This is a genomic window from Pontivivens nitratireducens (genome assembly GCF_011290545.1).
Lineage (GTDB): Bacteria > Pseudomonadota > Alphaproteobacteria > Rhodobacterales > Rhodobacteraceae > Pontivivens > Pontivivens nitratireducens.
Genome location: NZ_CP049813.1, coordinates 55,914 through 72,910 on the forward strand (window position 1 = coordinate 55,914; position 16,997 = coordinate 72,910).

A 16,997-nucleotide genomic window follows, 5' to 3' on the forward strand; every position below is an offset into this window, starting at 1 on the left:
CACCATGACGGAAGCTACAGATTTACATCGCCCCGATCAGCCCTTGCGGGGTATCCGGGTGATTGAAATCGGCCACTCTGTCGCGGCACCTTTTTGCGGACAGGTGCTGGCGGATCTCGGTGCGGAGGTGACCAAAATTGAGAACCCGGATGGCGGCGATGATGCACGCCAGTGGGGCCCGCCATTCATCGGAGAAACGGCCGCGGCCTTCCACAGCCTCAACCGGAACAAACGGGCGATTGCTGTCGACCTCAAGGATGCGGATGAACGCACAAAGCTGGAGGGTCTCATCAAGGAAAGCGATATTGTCGTTCACAATATGCGTCCGGGGCTGATGGAGCGGTTTGAACTGGATGCAGAGACGCTCTGTGCCAGATATCCCAGATTGATCTACTGTAATCTGGGGGCTTACGGCGCGACCGGACCGCTGAACCGTCAAACTGGCTATGATCCCTTAATGCAGGCCTTTTCAGGCATAATGTCTGTCACAGGCGAAGCGGGTCGCCCTCCGGTGCGTGTAGGACCGTCGATTATAGATCAGGGCAGTGGGATGTGGTGTGTCATAGGCATCCTTTCCGCTCTGCTGGGGAGGGCGATCAGCGGGCGCGGTTGTATTGTGGACACCTCCCTGTTCGAGACAGGGCTGAGCTGGATGACCGTGCCCATTGCAAATGCCCTGGCCTCGGGGAAAGAACCCGGCAAGACCGGATCGGAAACACCGATGCTGGCCCCTTACCGTGCATTCCCAGCGCGCGACCGGCATGTCGTTATTGCGGCAGGCAATAATAATCTGTTCCGCCGGTTGTGCGACGCTCTGGGCCAACCTGAATGGGCCCAGGACGACAGATTTCGCGACAACGCCAGTAGGATCGCCAATCGCGAGGTGTTGAACAGGATTATTAGCGAGGTGATTGTCCAACAGGATGCCGATCATTGGGTCACAGTGCTGGAAAAGGTCGGCGTACCTTGCGCCGCCGTCAATAGCGTATCCGAGGTGCTGATGCATCCGCAAACCCAGGCACTCGGCATGTTGCTGGACAGCGGCGACGAAAAGCTGGGGCTGATCGGTACACCGTTGCGATTTGACGGCCGGCGCCCTGAATTGCGCACCACTGCGCCCGAAACACCGAAGAGAGGTATAGAGGAGCGGTCATGAAAATTTCCATTACTGAGGTTGCGCCGCGTGATGGTCTGCAAGGCATGTCGAATCCGGTATCGACAGCGGACAAGATAACGCTGGCGCGCCGTGCCGCAGCAGCAGGCATTCGGCGGATCGAGGCGACATCATTCGTGTCGCCACGGGCAATGCCGCAAATGGCCGATGCCGAAGATGTGCTCGCTGGTCTTGCAAGTCTCGACAACGTCACATTGGAGGCTCTGGTGCCCAACATTCGCGGCGCTGAGCGCGCGGCCCTTACGCCAGTGAACGATTGGGTCTGTTTCATCTCTGCGACAGAAAGCCACTCCCAGGCCAATACAAACTGCTCGGTGGATGAGGCGCTCACGCGTATCGAGCCGGTCATCGAACTGGCACGGAACCATGCGCGCACACCTGTCGCGGCGATTGCAGTTGCCTTTGGCTGCCCATTTGAAGGTGTCACGCCGCTTGAGCAGACAATGAAACTGGTCAAGTCGCTGAGCGCGATGGGCATACAACGTATCAAATTCGGCGATACAATCGGCACCGCGACGCCCCGGCAGGTAAAAAGGCTGGCACAGGCACTCAATGCGCAAAACCCTGAAATCGATCCTGTGCTGCACTTGCACAACACGCGCGGTCTGTCATTGGCCAGCGTACTCGCAGGCCTTCAATCAGGCATAACCAGTTTCGAGAGTTCGATAGGAGGGATTGGAGGCTGTCCATTTGCCCCCGGCGCTTCCGGGAATGTTGCGACGGAAGATCTGGTCCATTTCCTTCATGCCGAGGGGCATGAAACCGGTATTGATTTGTCACAAGTCATCGAAACCGGAAAATGGCTTGAAGAGCGGCTTGGTTGTTCCTTGCCCGCCCGCTTGTTGCGCGTCGGTCCTATCGGTACGGTCACCCCGTTGAACAATGCGAAACGTGCCAGAGGCTGATGGTCGAAAATCATCCGGATTGAAGACCAACGGATCAGCATGCCTCGCAAGGTGGTAATCCCCCCCTATCTTAAGGGGATGCGGAAGTAGAATTTTCTCGGCAGGATGACTGAGGAGATTCCGATGAAGAAGACACCCGAAGCCCGGATCATGGGCGTGCTGCGCCAGATGGAGGGCGGTGTGCCTGCTGTCGAGCTGTGCCGCGAACATGGCATGAGCAGCGCCACGCTATACAAATGGCGGGCGAAGTATGGCGGGATGGACGCCAGCCTCATTAGCGAGATGAAGGCTATGGCGGAGGAGAACCGGCGCCTGAAGCGCATGTTTGCCGACGTCAGCATGCAGAACGACCTGCTCAAGGAGGCTTTGGGAAAAAAATGACACGGCCAGCTCAACGCCGAGAGTTGGCCGGGAAAGCGGTGGCGATGAAGGGCGTCAGCATTGCGCTGGCGTGCCGGGCATTCGACGTCAGCGAGACCTGCTACAGGTACAGTCCCAAGCTGGACGAGGAGAACGAGCAGATCGCCGACCTGCTTCTGGGGCTGACGAAGGCGAAGATGACCTGGGGCTTCGGCCTGTGCTTTCTGTACCTGCGCAATGTCCAAGGCCATGGCTGGAACCACAAGCGCGTCTACCGGATCTACCGCGAGCTGGAGCTGAACCTGCGGATCAAACCGCGCAAGCGCCTGAAGCGGGAAAAGCCCGAGGCGCTGGCGGTTCCGGAGGCTGCGAATGAGGTCTGGTCCATGGATTTTATGGCAGATCGCCTTGGGGACGGTCGCCAGTTCCGGCTGCTGAATGTCCTGGACGACTTCAACCGTGAAGGGCTGGGTATCGAGGTCGACTTCTCGCTACCCGCGGAACGCGTCGTCAGGGCGCTGAACCAGATCATCGAATGGCGCGGTGCGCCTCGAACCATTCGAGTCGACAACGGCCTAGAATATATCAGCGGCACCCTAATGGAATGGGCCGAAAACAAGGGCATCGCCTTGGCCCACATTCAGCCGGGGAAACCGCAGCAGAACGCTTATGTCGAGCGCTACAACCGGACGGTCCGGCACGAATGGCTGGACCTCCACATCTTCGAAAGCATCGACGAGGTGCAGCAGATTGCTACTGAATGGCTCTGGTCTTACAACCATGAACGCCCCAACATGGGCAACGGCGGGATGACCCCCGCCCAGAAACTGAGAATGGCCGCGTAAATTCTACGGCCAAGCCCCCGCAAAAATGGGGGGATTACCAGGGCACCAAGTAGCATAACGTCGATGATTTGTGTTTCGCCATCAGGGAGCATTTTGAATGTGCAACCTAGCCTTCCACCAACAACATGGACTGATCTGCGAAGTCATCTTCGCGGACAATTGTCTTTCCTTTCTGCACCACTTCTACAATCACGTTGGGTCGAACACGTAAAAATTGAATGAGAAGGCAATAGACCATCAGTCCTTCGCGGCATGCTTCCAGACCCTGAGGATCTTTTCTTGTCAGGACTGTGTATGGCGACGCTATGGCTTCAGACGCTAAAGGAGCCATTCGACTGGAAGCCACCCGATAAGCCGCAAGACGATGCGGTTGTGCAGGCTCGTCCCTGGCTCTTTTTCTATCGTGGTGGTCCCTTCAGTCCAAACTGGTTTGCCATCCTGCAACCGTAACTGCCAGGTCAAACCGCGAAGCCCGGTATCAAACGCGTGGTGCAGTGCTTGCGCCATTCTTTCGCTTTCGATCACAAGCCCCATCTCAGTGTTGAGCATCGCTGAGCGTGGATCAAAATTGAATGAGCCTATGAAAATACGGGCTCCATCCACTGCAAAGGTCTTTGCATGCAAGTTTGATCCCGAAGACCCCAAACGGGCCAATTTGTCCCCGTCCGACGGAGCAGCAGCCTGGGCGCGCAGTTCAAAAAGCCCGACCCCCATGCGCAGCAGGTCCTTGCGGCGTTTGCTATACCCTGCGTGGACTGGCAGCATGTTGGTGGCCTCAAGCGAGTTGGTCAACATACGCACGGCAACCCCACGTTCCCGAAGGCTGGCAAAGGCCTCTTGACCTCTTTCACCTGGTACAAAGTAGGGGGTTACGCCATCAAAACGGTGCTCGATGGGTTTCATGGCATCGCGAAGCCGTGTGGTGAACAGTTCCGCTTCTGACGCCCTGCCCATGATCTTATCAGGGTCATCGCTTATCAGGTCAGCTGAGGTCCATTCCAGCGCCAATGTACCTTCCTTCAGCGATGTGACGATGTCCGAATCCTCGAGAGAAGCGCGGTAATCAGAGTACTGCGGCGCATCCGCAAAGCGAGCCAACCGCATCGTGAGCAGATCAGGTTGCCTTACCTTGCCGAGGATGAAAGCTGCCTCATGCACTGACGCGGCATTCCAATACCGGTCAAAGTCTGCGGAGATATGCGAGACGACTTCGCCCGCGGCCAGGACATCGAGGTCCATTTGCAACGGGTTCTTGCCGGTTCCGAAGTATTCGTCACCAATGTTTCGCCCGCCAAGGATGCTGGCTCGCCCATCTACCGTAAAGGCCTTGTTGTGCATACGGTGGTTCAGCCGAAAGAAATCAAAAGCATAAGACAACCGCTTGAAACGGCGCAGCATAAATGGATTGAACAGGCGGACCTCAATGTTGCGATGGGCGTCCATACTGGCAAGCACATCATCCAGACCGTCGACGCCATTGTCATCCAGCAATAGACGCACCCGCACACCGCGGTCCGCTGCATGCAACAGCGCCTTGAGGAGCAGATGACCCGTCATATCGGCGCGCCAGATGTAGTATTGCACATCGATCGAAGACACAGCCGCGCCCGCCAGCATCATCCGGGCGACAAAGGCATCCATCCCGTTCTCCAGCGGCGAAATGCCACTCAATTCTGGATGTCGCTGGGCTTGCTCTTTCAGCGCCTCGGACAACCGGCCTTCGGTTGCGGGCGGAAGTGCGAATTCCTGTGATCGGTTCGCGACGGGCGGAACAGAAAAACTGACTCTCGCGATGATGATCGCAAGCCCCAGAAAACAAGCCACAAAAAGTAGGAACTGTAGGATGGAGAATAGCATTCAACTGTCCCTAGCAGATGTCGCCGTCAGGCGAAACCGTGCGAGGATAGGCCGATGGTCCGAGGCGATCTGTGCCGCCGGATGTGTGACAACCTCGCTTGCCAACAGGTCGATGTCCTTGGTCATCGCGATCTTGTCCAGTCTGAGAAACGGCCGACCGGCGGGGAACGTCGCGCCCGGACTGTGCGTACGCAGCCAATCAGGCAGGGTTTCAAGGCCTTTACGCTCTCGCCATTCGTTGAAGTCCCCCACGATCACGGTTGGGCGTTTCGTCATTTTCGACAATTGATCGGCGACATAGCTGATTTGCTTGCGCCGGTTGCCCCGCAACAGGCCGAGATGGACACCAACGAGACGCAGGGGTCTGCATGCAATCCTAAGGTCCAGTATGACCGCCCCACGTGGCTCAAGAGCGGGCAGATCAATACGTTCTATAGCTTCCACATCGACATCAGGTCGCTTGAGCACAGCGATACCGTGCCATCCAAGTCCAACCGCATTCGGCGTCAGGTCAATTACCTCGAACGGTCCGATACGGCCCCCTGACACCGGCAGGGCACTGGGCCGCGGATGACGGCGAAAATCCGCTTCTTGCAAGACGAGGACATCTGCATCAAGGCCCGAAATCACCTCGATCGTCCGCAATGGCCTTCGCCTGAGATCGCGCCCCAGGCCCGCGCGTATATTCCAGCTGGCAAGCGAAAATTCTGCCAAAGATAAAACCCCTTTCAAAGAGAGTGGAGCCAGGATTGGTCACACGCACAGACAGGAACCTGCGATCTGTACCGGGGGTGTCAACGGGAACTCCTGAACGACGATGTCATCATAAACCGACCCGGAGGGCCGTTGTCCACTGAACCCAAGTGTGGAATGGGGCCAGCATGTGAAGGCCGGGGGAGTGTGGCTGCGGCCCGGAAATCGTGACACTCAGTTGCAATATAACATAATATCGATTCGCGCGCAGGATTTCGTTTTGGACGCTTTCCGTCGAACAGTCATCTTTCCATAACCGCCTGTTGATGCGACGGCTGTTCGTTCTGTTGCGTCGCGAGGGCGAGCTTTCCGGGATCAATCGCATCTATCGGCTCTACCGCGAGGAAGGGCTGAGAGTGCGCAAGCGGAGGGCGCATCGTAAAGCCATCGGGACACGGGCTCCGATCCTGGTCGAGGCCCGACCGAACGCCCGTTGGTCATTGGATTTCGTTCACGACCAATTTGCGAATGGACAGCGCTTCCGGGTGTTCACCGTGGTCGACGACGTAACCCGTGAATGCCCAGCGGCGATCCCGGACACCTCGATCTCGGGCCGACGTGTTGCCCGTGAACTTTCGCCACTACATTGCGTCCTACTGCCCGGCAGGGTCATGCAAAATATGATCCCGTGAGGGGTCAGGCGGAAGCAGAATGGGTTCGTCGAGAGTTTCAACGGTCGGATGCGCGACGAGTTGGTTAACGAGACCATGTTCCGCAATCTCGTCCATGCCCCGTCGTGATCTCGGCCTGAGCCCCCGACTACAACGCTGAACGCCCGCATTCTGCTTGGAATATCCGACGCCCATCGACTATGCGCGGTCTCTCGCCACCACAATCGCCCGCCCGCTACACGAGGTGAAAGCTCCGCGCGTCGGGCGATTGCTCAACCTGCGCCAACCGGCGTAAACACAAACCGGGCTCCGGTCGCGGCTGGATGAAAGTTCAGTGGCAGGTCAAGAGCTGAAGCCGAGGACGTGAACACCTCAGTCTATCGGGGAGAGTCTCCAATGAGACTGAAGTTGGCTGCCATCAACAAGCTCCGCCGGCCTAATTATTTTTTCTTTGATTGCAGCGGTAATAATGCCTTCGGCCTGCAGGTGATCCGTCATGGATGGGCGACCGCCCGATTGCAGTGAACGAGAATGGCGGGCCGCACGGATGGTGTTGTCACGTTAACTTCTGCACCCGTTTGGGCAGCGCGTGACATTTGATCAGGCGGAGTAGCGACCGCTTGTCGCGCTTGGATTGCAGGAACTCCTCCAGAACAACACCATGCTGATCGACCGCGCGCCAGAGCCAGAACTTCCGCCCCGAGATTTTCACAACGACCTCGTTCAGATGCCAGACATCACCGGGGCCCGCCTGTCGACACCGCAGGTTCCGTGCGATCCGCTGGCCGAATTTTTGACGGTCCAGCGCCGGATGGTTTCATAGAACACGTCAAAGCCACGTTCGAGCAGCATTTCCTCAACCTCACGCCAGCTCAGATTGAACCGAACGTCCAGCCAGACCGCATGGGCAATGATCTCCGGCGGAAAGCGGTGGCGCTTGTAGCTAATGGACGGCGTCTGCATCAGCACCGGCTACCTTCAATTTTATGGACCCGACAATCGGAAGTGGTTATTGTGACAACACAAGCCGAGACCCATGGCAAATCTCGCCGCTTGGGCGATCACGCACCGAGGCTCTCGAGGATCGCCCTCGTCTCCGGCATGCGTTTCAGTGAATTGCCGATATGCTCCCGCCAACGCGGGCCAATCTCCCGCGCGGTGGCATAAGCCCGTGTCAGATCATCGGGCCGGTCCTCAGCCATCGCCTCGATCAGGAAGGCCGCCTGCTCGCGGTCCTTCGCGGATTTGAGGCTCCCCGCCCCGTCCCGCCGCCGGTCAGCGATGATCAGTTTATGGACTGCATATCTCTCCGGGCGTGGCACCTGCACGAGAATGCCCGACCGATAGACCGCCGCTGCGTGGATCGGCTCGGCGATTAGAAAGTTGAGATAGTTCAATCCTTGGGCGTTCACGCCCAATGCTGGCAGATCGCGAATGGTCTCATCCCCGAAGGCCGGTGTGAGAAACTCGACCAACTGGCCACTACCACCTTGCGCCCATCGCCAAGTCCGGCCTTGATCAAGGGCGGGCAAAGGGTCAAATTTGAGTGTCGCAAAAGTCTCGGCCAGCCCCGGGTCCACCTGATCCTCCAGTGCGACGCTAAGCTTTTCGAACTGCGCAATGTCGATATCGCCGGTGTTGGCCATACCGCCCAGTGGCAGGCGGATACCAAGCTCGCCTTCATAGAGACGAAACGCATTGGTCCCGACGATGGTACCACCCAAACGGAAGGTTCCGGCGGTTGCCATAGCGGACAGGATGGAGCCCGTTGATCGATCGGTGGGCGTCATGCCTTCCGCGCGCAAGAGCCGGACCAGACGTGACCGCTCCGCCTGCCGCTCTTTGGCTGTCGCGCGCAACTCCTCGATGCGGTCGATCCGTATGCGCGTCTCGTCGCTATCCTCGCCGATATAGATGAACCGCATTTCGGTTCCGACACGTCGCGCGGCGTACCAATAGGCCTTGTCGCCGCGCTCCTTGAGCGTCGGCTTGCCATCCACATCGGACAGTACGTCATCTCTTAAAAGGCGCACCAGATCGGTGTAAGCGCTCATTGCGATGCTGCTGAGAGGGGTCATGCCAATCATTTCCAAGTTTTGCTTGGCATACATATACCTATCAAAACAGTAAATTGCTAGGCAAAGCAGTTAGGGAGTATCGCCATGCTGATGAGGTCAGATGCTATAAGAAATCCTCAAACACCAATTGGGCACGTACGCAATGAGGACCATGCAGAGCATCTCAGTTTGCTGATATGCCGCGCTGGTCCTCACGATGTAACGGCAGCCTCTTTCCCGTTACATCAACATTGCGCGATTGTTCTTTGTATGGCGACCTGCAAGTTGTCGGCCTTGCCTGCCCGACAGCAACATGCGTGCCGGAACCGGGCTGTAGTCACGATCTCGCAATTCAGAGAATAGAGTATATATTTCGCGCAGTGCTTGCGCACCGATTGATTTAATTGCCTCAGGTCCAGTATACAGAGACTCTGTTTTGACCCCATTTGAGGTGATCACCTCATGCTGATCGAACAGCATGTGATAATATTCCACCTCGACCAGATCATCGGCGATGTTGATACCATCCAGTTCCAACAAGTGCTTGGCTGCGACCAGAATTTCGATAGCGCCAAACATACGTTGCGCAATCTTCGAACGAACAAGAACACGGTGTTGGGGTGAAACAATCAGGTCCTGTGCCGGTGCGTTTTGACCAAGCGCACCGGCAGATATACGAATGGGGTGAAGATTGGGCTGCGTGTTAAGTATGACGGTTCCAATGTAATGCGACCCGATCCAGCGGATTGGTTGGGCACCATGATCGCGGGTCATGACCAGATCGCCCTCGCGCAAATCTTCGACTGCAACGTCACCACAAATTGTCAGAATAAGCGTCCCGCGCCCGAAGCAGACAATTTCGCCGGGAAAGGTGAATGTGTCTCCGTTCAGATATATTCCCTGATTGCTGAGGAACATATTGAACTCATTCTGGGTCATCGGCACCGTAACATGTACCTTGGGAGTGAGAAGCCCCCCCCCGGTTTCCAAGTGTAATACACCGCCACGATAAGCTGAGCTTGGGCCGCCAGTGAGCGTGGTATCGAGCGAAAGTGTTTTGCCTTCGACCACAAACATATCTGTGGACTGCATCCCCGTCGTGTTGAACGTGATAGGATCAAGAGCAGACACCAGCGAAACGATCGGCGGGTCATAAGAGAATGTGCCCGTATGGTTCTCCCCCGAAAATTCGACGTTATGATCCGCGTTCAGCAACGTCGAGAGCGCCCCGAGATCGATTCCTGACGCATCCAGATTTACCGTACTGCTGTCACCCACCTTGTAGGTTGTCGATGTTAATGCGCTGACTGCCAAAAGCCCTTGGTCGATGTTCAGGGTTGCGTTGTTGATGGTTTCAAACGTTGCATTTGCGCCCGCTGAAACACCAGCAACGCTAATGATTGTCACCTCCACCCCATCCACGATTAGGGTGCCATTTCCTAAAGCGGTGATGTTCACCGTGTTCGTTGAATCAGCATTGTTTTGATCAATGATGACCTCATTATTGGCCAACAAGTCAACGTCTAGAAGCGCCATATCTTTTCCAATTCATACTGATTTCGAAAACCTTGCTTAAGTATAAGAGTCCAATCGGAAGCTAAACTAAATGATTTTTGTCACATTTGAATCATCAGATTTTCTATAAACGGATGAACTCGCGACGTGGACTGAAACCGCTCATCTGTACTATGAGCAACGCGGCCTTCGATACAAAAGTGATTGTTCCGACGCGGAGTGACCATTGATCACGCCGTTAAGTCCCATCAAACTGATCGTCTTGTTCAAGATATACATTTGCTCCTCCCAAAGCATGGAATGAGACGCAGGCAATTTTGATCGCCTTGCATTACCCCGTGATCCGGTCGCCTTCGGACGATCCTGGATCGCGAGCAGCACATTTATTGAGCGCTTCTCATTAACTATGAAGCGTAGTGGGGCGGATCGGGACTTGTAAACAAAAAAATGAATGTTGATTCAATATTCAGCTCATTGACCGATCCTGTCCGAGTGGTGTAGCCACGGGTCATGAGCTACGCAGAAAGAAACCCCGCAACGCCCCCGCAAAGCACCGCAGTCCCACATCCCAAAAGACGTCTGACCCGTGCCAGGAAGGGCGAGATCACCCGCGCCAAGATCATGGCTGCGGCCATCGAGGCAGTGGGCAAGCACGGCTTCGCCGGGGCCACGATCGCGCGCATCGCGGATGGGGCCGGGGTCGCCCACGGCACCTTTTACACGTATTTCGACTCCCGCCAGGCGCTGCTCGAACAGATGCTGCCCGACATTTCTGTCGAACTGCTGAACCATATCCGCGACGTCGTGCTCAAGGCGCCGGACGATCCCATCGCGCGTGAGCGTGCGCGGATGGAGGGTTTCCTCGAATTTCTGCGCGACACACCGCATCTTTTCACGATGCTGCACGAGGGCGAATCGCATACCCGCGAGGGGTTTCGCCGCCACGTCGAACTGCAAACCGACAGCTATCTCAGCGCGCTGCAGCATGAAGCACGGCTGGGTCATTTGCGCTTTGAAAGTACGAACCAGCTTCACGTGGTCTGCCGGATTCTCATGGCATCGAGGGACTACATCTCTGCCCATTACTGCATGCGCGACGGCAAGGTCGTGGCGCCGCCGCCGCATGTCGTCGACAGCTATATGACCTTCGTGGTCGGGGGGTTGTTCAAGAACGCCGGGGGAAATCCGCCCGAGTGATCTGCGCTGAAACCCCTTGAGCGTGGGTGTTCTCGCTCACAGACTACGGTTGCCGGTCGAAAACACGACAGGTCTGGCATCATGGTAGAGGGTGTAGAACGCCTCGCCCCCCCGGCCCGTACCTGCCGCGATATGCCCGATACGCCTTTCGTCGGACAGCCCGCGCAGGTCCCCGAAAGCATCGGCGAGATCCCTCATGCGCCAGCCGAAATCCGCCAGGTTCAGATCCAGTGAGCGTCGAAGGGATCCCTCTTCCTCCACCAGCAGCAGCTTTATGTCGTGCAGCGGTCCGGCAGACATCGCCTGTCGCATCGTGGCGGCGAACACCTCCCTGATCGGCTCCTCCGGGATCACCGCGTTCACAAGCGCGAACCGGGCCTCCGCGGGCAATGCGCTCCGGTCGAAATACAGGTTCGTGCGACAATCGGTGCCGCGCCATTTTAGCGCCATGAAGCGAACGCCCCCAATCGGGGAGTGTTCACCGAATTCCAGATAAGCCTTGCATACCGGCTGCTGTCCCGGCTCGAACCCGAAATGCACATCGGTCGCCATGCCCAGATAGGGCACCAGGGCATCGACATCCGTTGCACCCAGCTCGGAACAGATCGTCTGGAAACTGCGCTTCGCTCCCGGCAGCAGCGCCCTGCGCGGCGCGGATACCAGCAATCGGCCGTCACTGACCTGATCGCCGGATATCTTTACGGACCGCTCTATCATGCATGGGCCGTCCAAACGGGCCAGCACGCGCAGGAATCCGGCTTCGTCCATCACTCCAGATCGAGCAGGCAGCGATGGCCCGCCGGCAGCACACCCTCGGGATTCGGCAGTTCCACGCGGACGCCGAACGTGCCGGAAGCCGCGTCGAACACCCGATCGCGTACCGTGACTGTCCCCTGATAGACCCCCCCGATCGGCGGCGCGGGGCGGATGGTGACGTTCTGCCCCTCCGCCACCTCGGCGAACAATTCGACGGGCAGAAACGCCTCGACATGCAGCGGGTCGAGTTGCACGAGGCTGGTGACATAGCCGTCGGAGGTCAGATATTCGCCGCTGGTCAGACGCCGCTCGAACACCAGCCCGTCAATGGGCGAGCGGATGATGCGCTGGTCCAGCGCCGCGCGGGCACGATCCAGCTCCCGCGCCGCGACGTCCTGCTCCAGTTCGGCCTGCGCGACAAGCGATTGCGCGGTGACCAGCTCCGCCTCGACCTCCGCCATGGCGTCCTGCGTGGTGACGCCCCGTTCCATCAATTCGCGGGTCCGCTCATATCGCCCTTGGGTCAACTCCAGCCGGGCGCGTTGCGCGTCGAGCGCGGCGTGCGAACTGGCGCGGGCCTCCAGCAAACCGATGGTGGCGACCTCGAATTCTGACGTCAGCTCCGCAATCACGTCGCCCGCCGCGATCTGCTGCCCGCGCCGCACGTTGACCTGCGCGAGCAAACCGGCGACCGGACTGCCGACCTGCACCAGCTCCGCCGGGTCCATCACGCAATCGAAACTCTGCTGTGCCAGGGCGGGGGTGGCGAGGATGGTGAATGTCAAAGCGAGGTATTTCATGCGCCGACCCTACTGCGCCCGTTAGGCCGAACCAAGAGCCTCATTCCAGTTCCCCGGAAACCGCCAGCGTGCGCGACAACTGCCGGTCCTGTTCCAGCAGGTCGCGGCGGGCCTCGGCGTGCAGGGCCTCGACGTTTTTTTGCCGCAGCCGTAGCACCCATCCGGCGGAGGACGCGCCCAGCAGCCGTGACATCACCTGCCCGGCGCGACGCAGGTTGGCGGCCCCCTTGCCGCGCATCAATTCATCTTCGAGGCTCAGGAACGCCTCCACCCGGCCTGGTTCGCCCTGCCGGCCGCACCGTCCCTCCAACTGCCTGTCCACACGACGGCTGTCGTGCCGCTCGCTCAGGATCACGGCGAGGCCACCGGCCTCCGCGACGCCTGCGCCCAGTTTGATGTCGGTGCCGCGCCCGGCCATGTTGGTGGCGACCGTGATGCGGCCCGCCTGCCCCGCCTCGGCGATCACGGCGGCCTCGTCCGCGTCCTGCGCGGCTGACAACACCTGATGCGGCAACTCGGCCTCGGCCAAGCGGGCGCTGGCCTGCTGCGACGCGGTGACGGAGCGTGTGCCGATCAGCACGGGCATCCCGGCCTCATGAAACTCCCGCGCGCGCGCGGCGATGGCCTGCCATTTGCGGCTTTCCGTCGTGAACAGGCGATCCCCGGCGAAGCGTCTGATATCGGGCTTGTTCGTGGGAATCTTCGCCACGGCCAGCCGATAGACGGACCACAGCTCCCACGCCGCATCGCGGGCCGTGCCGGTCATGCCGCCGACATGGGCATAGCGGCGGAACAGCCGCTGATAGGTGATCCGGCTCAGGGTTTCGCGGGCCTTGGTGATCTCCAACCCCTCCTTCAGCTCGACCATCTGGTGCAAGCCATCGGACCAACTGCGATCCGCCATGACGCGGCCGGTATTCTCATCCACGATCTGCACCTTTCCATCCATCACCAGATAGGCCTCACCCGCGTGATAGATGTGCAGCGCGTTCAGGGCCTGCACCACGGCATGTTCGCGGATCACCGGAATGCCGAAGGCATCCTCGCGCCCCTCCGCGATCTCATCCAGATGGTCCAGCCCGGCGGGGCGCATCTCGATCCGGCGCAAACCGCGGGGGATGCGGTAATGCTCCCCCTCGATCAAGTCCGTGGCCACCTGCATCGCCTCACGAAACAGCGCCTCATCAAAGCCGCCTTCCTCCGTTTCCCCGCCTGAGATGATCAGCGGGGTCCGGGCCTCGTCTATCAGCACGGAATCCGCCTCGTCGATGATCGCGACATGCAGCCCCCGCAGGCGCAACGGCTCGGTTCCGGGGCGCATCAAGCGGTCGATCTTTCGGCGCAGGTTGCCGGGGCTGCGGCGCAGCACGGCCCGGTCGCGCAGATAGTCGAAGGCGATCTCCTTGTTGGTGCCATAGACGATATCGCTACGGTACAACGCCCGGCGCAGGTCGGCATCCTGCCCCTCCTGCACCACGCCGACGCTCAGCCCGAAAAAGGCGTAGAGCGGCGACATTTCCTCCGCATCGCGGGCGGTCAGATAGTCGTTCACGCTCATCACATGCACGGGGCGACCGGCCAGCGCGGCGGTGGTCACGGCCAGCGTGGCGCACAGCGTCTTGCCCTCACCGGTGCGCATTTCCGCGATCTGACCGCGCAGCATGGCCCAGGCGCCCAGCACCTGAACGTCGTAGTGACGTTTGCCAAGGACACGGGCCGAGACCTCGCGGATCAGGGCGAAGGCCTCCCCCGTCACCCGCAGGGGCAGGCGGTTCGGCACCTCGCGCAGCTTTAACGAGATATCGCGCCCGGCAGCCTGCAATTCGCCCTCGTCCATAGCTGCGAAGCGGGCCTCGTGCCGCCGCACGGCCCGTAGGATCCCCCGCAAGCGCCACGCCCGCAGGCGCGCACCGCGTGCCATGACGCTGGCCTGCACACCGATCAGCCAACGCTCGACCGGGCCCTCCTGAACATCCGCACGCTCGGGGTAATCCAGCGCGGCGGGCAGGCGCAGCGGCGCATTCATACCGAGAACTGCCGCAGGAACAATTGCCGAACCGCCCGCCACAAGCGCCAGCCATAAGGCTCCGTCCCGTGGTCGAAGCGGACCAGTGCCCGTTCACCGATCCGGTGCACGGGCATGTCCTGGCTGGGCGCGACCTCGAACTGAAACACGGATTGGATGGTGCCCAGCGGGCTGCTCGCCTCGGGGTTCAGGACGAACGCGCCGCCGCCCGCCGTGGACAACCCTCGGGATGGCAATTCCGCCCGGCTTTCAGGCAGTTCCGACAACAACCGCGCCGGAATGCTCCGCTCCAGATCGCCCTGAAACCGGATGGAGACGGATCGCGTCCGACCGCGCACCAGCTCCGCGCTGTCCTGCCCGACGGCCACGCGCAGGCGCAGCGGGCGGTCGTCGATCAGGTAGCCGATGACGGCACCCTGTTCCAACCGTTGCCCCGGCAGATCCTCGGCCCCCGGCACGACGACAGTTCCCGCGACGGGCGCGCTCATCCGCAACGCGTCGGAGCGCACCGCCACATCTGCAAGCTGGCTTTCCAGCAGACGCACCTGTTCGCGCATCACCCCCGCCTGCACCCGGTCGAGCACCAGAACCGATTGCAGGCGCAACCGCATCTCGGCCAATCGCGCCTCGGCCAGGGCGCGTGCATTGTCCAGCGCGGGCTCGTCCATCGTGATCAGGTGCCCGCCCGCAGGCACCAGGCCCGAGGGCGCCACATCGCGCACCACGCCAGCGGTCGCGGGCCGCAACAGCGCATCGTTGTCCAGCCAGACGATGCCATGCGCCACCGTGCCATAGGGGGCCGGAACCCAGAACAGCAGCCCCCCGATCAAGCCGAGCGTGACAGCCAGCGTGCCCCACCCCTGCCAGCGCCGCGTGCGCAGATCCGGCGTCGTCGCCAGCCATTTCAGCCCCTTCCACAGCGGCGAGACGAAGGTGTTGTACAGCGCCCACAGCGCCAGGATGATCCCGATAACGAAGAATTTCGACGCGATGAACAGCGCGATCGCAAAGCTGATGAAGATGCGGTAGATGAACGCCGCGATCGCATAGCTCAGCAGCCATTTCGCCTCTCCCCGCCCCGTCACCGGGTTCTTGGCGGTGTCGATCCGCAACAGGTAACGCTGCACCAGATACCAGAAATACTTGTTGGACCGCTGCCCCAGCCCTGGAATCTCGATCAGGTCCGAGAACACGAAATACCCGTCGAAGCGCAGCAGCGGATTGCCATTGAACAGCAGGGTGGACACGCCGCCGATCAGCATGACGTTCCACGCAAAGGCCCGCGCCAGCCCCGGCTCCGCGCTCAACCAGAACATCAGGGCCAGACTGGCCAGCGCCAGTTCCACCATGATCCCCGCGCCCCCCACGACCGCCCGCCGCCATTTCGAGGCAAACGCGGCGGAGGCAGAGGCATCGACATAGGGCACCGGCATGAAGACGAGGATCATCACCCCGATCTCATGCACCTCACCCCCCCAGACCTTGGACGCATAGGCGTGCCCCAGTTCGTGCACCGCCTTGACCAGGGGATAGGCCAGCACGATCAGCAGGATGTTGTCCGCCGCCAGCACCCTGTCGCCGATACTACCAGTCAGCGCCCCCCAGTTGAGTATGGCCAGCACCAACCCGGCGGCCACCAGCATCACCCACGCCATGAAGCCCGCCACGGTAAAGAACGGACGCGCCAGCGGCAGCGTCGCCTGCAGAAAGGCATCGGGATCGAACAGCGGCAAACGCAATGCCAGCGGATTGCGGATCCTCTGCAACATCGAGGAGCGTTCCTGCTGCGCGTGCCGCCGTCCGATCTCCTCCACGTCCGGGGTCAGATCGCTGGCGATCAGATCCGCGCCGTGCAGCTGGCTGAGCAAGCGGATCGTCTCGCCCTGCGTGGGCGGCTCATCCCCGAAGCGGGCGCAGGCCTGCTCCCAGATCTCCTGCATCCGCCTGCGGCCGTTCATCATCGACAGCATGAAATTGGCGGCAGGCGTCACCCGGTTGTATTTCCCGGTGGTGTGATCCTGAACCACGAACCAGACCTCGCCGCGAAACTGCTGGCGGTGAATGTCCACATGCCCGCGCAGCCGCGGTTTCAGCGGGGCGATCCTGTACCAGTCGGCGGAGAGGAAAGATTGCGCCACGGG

The 16,997-nt window shown here is 59.9% G+C and carries 13 protein-coding genes and 2 pseudogenes; 6 read left to right on the forward strand and 9 right to left on the reverse strand.

Annotated elements, in window-relative coordinates:
* The first annotated feature begins 4 nt into the window (after positions 1-4).
* From G8E03_RS15280 to G8E03_RS15290, 3 genes are all read left to right on the forward strand, one after another.
* Positions 5-1,156, forward strand: coding sequence for a CaiB/BaiF CoA transferase family protein (locus tag G8E03_RS15280; RefSeq protein ID WP_166194553.1), 1,152 nt, complete (start codon positions 5-7; stop codon positions 1,154-1,156).
* Positions 1,153-2,079, forward strand: coding sequence for a hydroxymethylglutaryl-CoA lyase (locus G8E03_RS15285; protein WP_166194555.1), 927 nt, complete (start codon positions 1,153-1,155; stop codon positions 2,077-2,079). The genes G8E03_RS15280 and G8E03_RS15285 overlap by 4 nt, the downstream gene beginning before the upstream one ends.
* 123 nt (positions 2,080-2,202) lie before the next feature.
* Positions 2,203-3,284, forward strand: a protein-coding gene (locus G8E03_RS15290; protein WP_166191045.1) for an IS3 family transposase whose coding sequence is annotated in 2 segments (ribosomal slippage) — positions 2,203-2,458 and positions 2,458-3,284 — 1,083 coding nt in all. Because the reading frame shifts where the segments join, the coding sequence is not laid out codon by codon here.
* 318 nt (positions 3,285-3,602) lie between these two features.
* On the opposite strand, the gene G8E03_RS15295 is transcribed toward G8E03_RS15290, so the two are convergent.
* A complete protein-coding gene (locus G8E03_RS15295) occupies positions 3,603-5,141 on the reverse strand; it encodes a phospholipase D family protein (RefSeq protein ID WP_166194558.1) in 1,539 nt (512 codons plus the stop codon).
* The gene (locus G8E03_RS15300; protein ID WP_347340515.1) at positions 5,142-5,873 is read right to left on the reverse strand and encodes an endonuclease/exonuclease/phosphatase family protein; all 732 of its coding nucleotides are present in this window, start codon (positions 5,871-5,873) and stop codon (positions 5,142-5,144) included. It abuts the gene before it with no gap.
* 290 nt (positions 5,874-6,163) lie between these two features.
* Between G8E03_RS15300 and G8E03_RS15305 the strand changes: the two are divergent.
* Positions 6,164-6,832, forward strand: a pseudogene (locus tag G8E03_RS15305) (integrase core domain-containing protein); the annotation flags it as partial.
* 69 nt (positions 6,833-6,901) lie between these two features.
* Entirely contained in the window at positions 6,902-7,030 is a 129-nt protein-coding gene (locus tag G8E03_RS17615) for a hypothetical protein (RefSeq protein WP_283811455.1), read from the forward strand.
* A 46-nt stretch (positions 7,031-7,076) separates the two neighbouring features.
* Here the strand turns inward: G8E03_RS17615 and G8E03_RS15310 are convergent.
* From G8E03_RS15310 to G8E03_RS17515, 3 genes and pseudogenes are all read right to left on the reverse strand, one after another.
* Positions 7,077-7,468, reverse strand: a pseudogene (locus tag G8E03_RS15310) (IS6 family transposase); the annotation flags it as partial.
* 98 nt (positions 7,469-7,566) lie between these two features.
* Positions 7,567-8,583, reverse strand: coding sequence for a nucleotidyltransferase family protein (locus G8E03_RS15315; protein ID WP_240910485.1), 1,017 nt, complete (start codon positions 8,581-8,583; stop codon positions 7,567-7,569).
* 219 nt (positions 8,584-8,802) lie between these two features.
* Entirely contained in the window at positions 8,803-10,098 is a 1,296-nt protein-coding gene (locus G8E03_RS17515; RefSeq protein WP_240910486.1) for a Hint domain-containing protein, read from the reverse strand.
* 489 nt (positions 10,099-10,587) lie between these two features.
* Between G8E03_RS17515 and G8E03_RS15325 the strand changes: the two genes are divergently transcribed.
* Positions 10,588-11,274 (forward strand): TetR/AcrR family transcriptional regulator, encoded by a 687-nt coding sequence (locus G8E03_RS15325; protein ID WP_166194567.1) that lies wholly within the window; start codon positions 10,588-10,590, stop codon positions 11,272-11,274.
* Between the two features lie 36 nt (positions 11,275-11,310).
* Here the strand turns inward: G8E03_RS15325 and G8E03_RS15330 are convergent, their stop codons facing one another.
* Genes G8E03_RS15330 through G8E03_RS15345 form a run of 4 tightly spaced genes read right to left on the reverse strand, consistent with a single transcriptional unit; the run spans position 11,311 to position 16,994 of the window.
* Positions 11,311-12,042, reverse strand: coding sequence for a hypothetical protein (locus tag G8E03_RS15330; protein ID WP_166194570.1), 732 nt, complete (start codon positions 12,040-12,042; stop codon positions 11,311-11,313).
* Positions 12,042-12,830 carry an efflux RND transporter periplasmic adaptor subunit gene (locus G8E03_RS15335; protein WP_166194573.1) on the reverse strand — a complete coding sequence of 263 codons (789 nt, stop codon included), beginning with the start codon at positions 12,828-12,830 and terminating at the stop codon, positions 12,042-12,044. The genes G8E03_RS15330 and G8E03_RS15335 overlap by 1 nt, the downstream gene beginning before the upstream one ends.
* A gap of 40 nt (positions 12,831-12,870) precedes the next feature.
* The gene (locus G8E03_RS15340) at positions 12,871-14,856 is read right to left on the reverse strand and encodes a preprotein translocase subunit SecA (RefSeq protein WP_166194576.1); all 1,986 of its coding nucleotides are present in this window, start codon (positions 14,854-14,856) and stop codon (positions 12,871-12,873) included.
* Positions 14,853-16,994: a PqqD family peptide modification chaperone gene (locus G8E03_RS15345; RefSeq protein ID WP_166194579.1), complete on the reverse strand. Its 2,142-nt coding sequence runs from the start codon at positions 16,992-16,994 to the stop codon at positions 14,853-14,855. The genes G8E03_RS15340 and G8E03_RS15345 overlap by 4 nt, the downstream gene beginning before the upstream one ends.
* Positions 16,995-16,997: the final 3 nt, after the last annotated feature.